This window comes from Nocardia carnea (genome assembly GCF_029869215.1).
GTDB classification, from domain to species: domain Bacteria; phylum Actinomycetota; class Actinomycetes; order Mycobacteriales; family Mycobacteriaceae; genus Nocardia; species Nocardia carnea_B.
On sequence record NZ_JARWPM010000272.1, the window covers coordinates 1 to 4,146 of the forward strand.

Annotated in this window: 3 protein-coding genes, 1 pseudogene and 1 riboswitch; all 4 genes and pseudogenes read right to left on the bottom strand. The window is 70.7% G+C overall.

The window, feature by feature from the left end; all coding sequences use genetic code 11:
• The coding region (locus QH276_RS18975; protein WP_280406834.1) for an aminotransferase class V-fold PLP-dependent enzyme at positions 1–1,079 on the bottom strand (1,079 nt) is incomplete at its 3' end.
• A 48-nt stretch (positions 1,080–1,127) separates the two neighbouring features.
• A riboswitch (SAM riboswitch) is annotated at positions 1,128–1,241 on the bottom strand.
• 73 nt (positions 1,242–1,314) lie between these two features.
• The gene (locus QH276_RS18980) at positions 1,315–2,106 is read right to left on the bottom strand and encodes an SDR family NAD(P)-dependent oxidoreductase (protein WP_280401285.1); all 792 of its coding nucleotides are present in this window, start codon (positions 2,104–2,106) and stop codon (positions 1,315–1,317) included.
• Positions 2,107–2,177: 71 nt separating this feature from the next.
• On the bottom strand, positions 2,178–3,845 hold the full coding sequence (locus tag QH276_RS18985) for a class I adenylate-forming enzyme family protein (protein ID WP_280401284.1): 1,668 nt from the start codon (positions 3,843–3,845) through the stop codon (positions 2,178–2,180).
• Positions 3,846–3,922: 77 nt separating this feature from the next.
• Positions 3,923–4,146, bottom strand: a pseudogene (locus QH276_RS18990) (hypothetical protein); the annotation flags it as partial.

A 4,146-nucleotide genomic window follows, 5' to 3' on the forward strand; every position in this document is an offset into this window, starting at 1 on the left:
GCGGAACAACCAGAATTCCGGGTCCCGCCCTCCATCCCCACCCTCTCCCCCGCCCCCCCCCCCCCCCCGCCCGCGCGGGCGGGGGGGGCGGAGCCGGAGTTGCCGGCGGTGGGTCTCCAGATCCGCAGGCATTCGACACCGGAAATGGCGGCGAGGCCGGTGCGGAGCCGGTGGGTCAGCGAGCGTTCGTGCGCCTCGGCGTCCGGGCCGAGTTCGGCGAGTACCTCGCAGGCCCGGGCGAGGGCGGCAGCGCCCAGCACATTCGGCGATCCCGCCTCGTGGCGCTGCGGTGCGGACGCCCACTGCGTGCCGTCGACGGTGACTTCCCGTACCGCGCCACCTCCGGAGAGGTAGGGCGCAGCGGTATCGAGCCAGTCGCGGCGACCGGCCAGCACACCGGCCCCGAACGGGGCATACAGTTTGTGACCCGACAGAACCAGATAGTCGATGCCGGTGGCGTGCAGGTCGATTCGCCGGTGCGGCGCGAGTTGCGCCGCGTCCACCAGGATCCGCGCGCCGCATTGGTGCGCCAGTTCGGCGAGGCGTTCGAGCGGCAGTACTTCACCCGTCACGTTGGACGCCCCGGTGACCGCCAGCAGGGCCGCGGGTTTCGCGCACAGTTCGGCCGCGAGCCGGCGCAGTGTTTCGGCGACGGTATCGGCCGCGCGGACCACCCGGCGCCCCCGGCGTTCCCACGCCAGCAGGTTCGCGTGGTGTTCGATATCGAGCACCACGGTATCGCCGGGAACACAGCCGGCCAGCAGGTTCAGCGCGTCGGTGGTATTGCGGGTGAACACCACCACCTGGTCGTCCGCGCACCCGAGGAATCGGCTCACCGTATCCCGCGCCGCCTCATAGCACTGCGTGGAGATCCGGGAGGCATACCCGGCCCCGCGGTGGACGCTGGCGTAGTAGGGCAGCAGTTCGGCGACGCGGTCGCTCACCTGCGCCAGCGCGGGTGCGCTGGCGGCGTAGTCGAAATTTGCGTAGGCCCGGGTTCCACCTTGTACCAGGGGAACTCGCAGTTCGGCGCCGGTGACTCGGGCGAAGGCACCGGTCCGGTCGAGTACAGCGGTCATCACGCAATCCCATCGGCTCGGGGACTCCGGTACGGATCGGGGAGACGGAGTCCGCGCTTGCCGCGCCCGGTCGAGCGGCGGCCAGGTCGTCACCCGGGGCACCCCACCGCGGAGGAGGGTTGCCGGCCAGCAAGCCGGGGCTTCGCGCTGGCACTCATGACCTGGACCGAGATTTTCAGATGTCCGCCGGATTGTCAATCCGGGCGAGTTGCTCGGTGGCGGACAACGAGGGAAATCAGTGGCGATTCATGAGTTGACGCATTACCCGCGCTGCTCCGGCGACGAGCCGGTCGCGCGGGAAGCCGCTGCGTTTCTGCGCGTCCGCGTAGTTACCACCGGCCACCCACACCGGGCCGTCGGTGAGATGTTCGAGACCTTCGCGGGCGACGTCCGCGGGTTCGGCGACGAGCATGCCGGGGATGTCCATGTTCAGCCCCGCGCGCTCCATGGCCGGTGTGCGGGTGACGCCGAGGATCAGTTCGAGTACGTGTACGCCGTGTTCGCGCAGTTCGAACCACAGCCCCTCGGCGAAGATCCGGCCGAACGCCTTGGCGGCCGAGTAGACGCTCTGCTGCTCGGTGCCGAGATACCCGGCCAGCGAGCCGAGTAGCACGATACCGCCGTGCCCGCGCTCTCTCATCAACGCGCCGAAATGGTGGACCAGTTCCAGCTGCCGGTCGACGTTCAGTGTGATGACGCCGCGGAACGCGGCCAGATCACCGGTGACGAACTCGTGCCCGTAGGTGTTGGCGCCGGCGTTGAAGATCAGCAGACCCACCTCGAGATCCGCGGTCGCGCAACGGATACGGTCGGCGGCGTCGGCGTCGAGTAGATCGAGGGCCAGGGTGCGCACCTCGACCCCGGTGGCACGCACGGCGGCGGCGGTGTCGTCGAGTGGCCCGGGTTTGCGCGCGATGAGCACCAGGTTGATACCGGCCGCGCCGAGCTGCTCGGCGAAGGCGGCCCCCACGCCCTCGGAGCCGCCGGCGATCACGGCCCAGGGGCCGAACTCGTTCTTGTCGATCACTTCTCGGGCCTTTCTTGCTGTCGGGTGATGCCGCGGTGGGTGCGCCGCCCGGTATGCCGCACGCGGCCGGGTCAGAATTCGATCGCGCGGCGGGCGAGTTTGCCGGTCGCGTTACGTGGCAACGGTTGCGTCGTGATCCGCCAGCGGGCGGGCACCTTGAAGTACGACAACCGCGCGCTCGCGAACTCGGCGAGCTGCGCTTCGGTGGGCGACGCGCCGGGCGTGACCACCACGACGGCCGCGACCTCCTGGCCGAGATCCGGGTGCGCGACGCCCAGCACCGCGCATTCTGCGACGCCGGGGTGCTCCTCCAGGCATTGCTCGATCTCGGTGGGGTAGACGTTCTCGCCGCCGCGCAGGATGAGATCGCTGCGGCGCCCGGTCAGCCGGAGCCGGCCCGCTTCGAGGACACCGAAGTCGCCGGTGCGCAACCAGCGGTCGGGGGTGATCGCAGCCGCCGTGGCCGCCTCGTCGTCCCAGTACCCGAGCATGACGTACGGGCTGCGCACACAGATCTCGCCCTCCGTCCCGTCCGGTACCCGCGCGCCGCCGGGGTCACGGATCTCCAGATCCACCAGCAGGATCGGCCTGCCGAGCGTGCCCGGCGCCTGGGCGAGGTCGGCGGGGGTGGCGACCGCGATCGCGGTACTGCACTCGGTGAGGCCGTAGCTGTCGACCAAGGCGTTGCGGGCGAACGGGAACCGTTCGCGGAGCCGGTCTTTCAACGCGATCGACGAGGGTGCCGACGCCAGGGCGAACCCCGTCAGCGAGGACAGATCGTAGGTATCGGCGTCCGCGTATTCGAGCAGCCGCGCCGCCATGGTCGGCACGGCGCCCCAATGGGTGACACGCTCTCGTTCGATGAGCCCGAGAACGGCGCCGGCGTCGAAGGCGCCCTGGTTCAGGACGACCGCGCTGCCGGTGGCCAGCCGTGGCACGACCAGGTTGTGCAGGCTCGCGATATGGAAAAGCGGTGAGGTCAGCAGATAGCGCAGCGGGCTGGGCGCCGAATCGGAGTAGGTGCGGCCCGCGAGTTCGGCCGCGAAGGCATCGGAGAACCGGTGGTAGTCCACGACGGCCAGCAGGTTGCGCTGGGAATGCAGCGCGCCCTTGGGCCGTCCGCTGGTACCGCTGGTGTAGAGGATGACCGCCGGGTCGTCCTCGCCGACCTCGGACCGGGGGAGTTCGGCGCCGGTGTGTTCGGTGATCAGCTGGGGCAGATCGGTTTCCGTGGTGAGGACGGTGCAGCCGGAGGTATCGAGTTCCTCCAGCAGACGGGCCCGTTTCTCGTCCACGATCAGCACCGCGGGCCTGCTGTGCCGTAACCCGTAGTCGATTTCGCGGGGCACCCACCAGCTGTTCAGGCCGACGGTGACGGCGCCCAGGCATTGGGTCGCCCAGAACGCCATCACCCATTCGGGACTGTTGGCGGCCAGGATGGCGACCCGGTCACCCGGGCGCACCCCGTACCGGTCCCGCAGGGCCACCGCCAGCGCTGCCACCGCGTCGAGATGGGCGGCGAACGAGAGGCGGCGATCGGCGGTGACCAGGTAGTCGGCCTCGCCCCACGCGCGTGAGGCGGCCACCAGTTCGGCGACCGTCCGGTTGCGGTGGCGTACCACCGGCAGCACGGTGCCGAGGACGTTCTCGGGCACTATCTCGAACCGGCCGCCCGGCCCGGTGAGCCGCCGGATGATGTCGTCGAACTGCGACTGTGTGGCCGGTGCCGGTGTCGTCATGGTGGCCGCCCTTCTGCTCCGCGGTGCCTGTCGACCGGCAACATCTCACGGCGCGACCGGATATCCGGCGATCACTATCACTGAGCGAGACCACCGGCCGCTGCGCCGCGCCCGCGGCCGGTGAAGGTGCACCCGAGTTCCGCGCCCAGAGCGTGCAGGGCGGCCAGCTGATCCCGGTAGCGGGCGGCGCTGTCGGCGGTCAGCGTGATGCTCGCGATGGTGGTGCCGGCCGCGCGCAGCCCGTCGAGCGCGCGGGCGGCCCGGTCGCGGGCGCCGAGGGGGTCGCGCGGGCGGCCCGGGG

Excerpts from the sequence above, each read along its gene's own strand:
- QH276_RS18985 (WP_280401284.1), bottom strand. The coding sequence starts at position 3,845 with ATGACGACACCGGCACCGGCCACACAGTCGCAGTTCGACGACATCATC.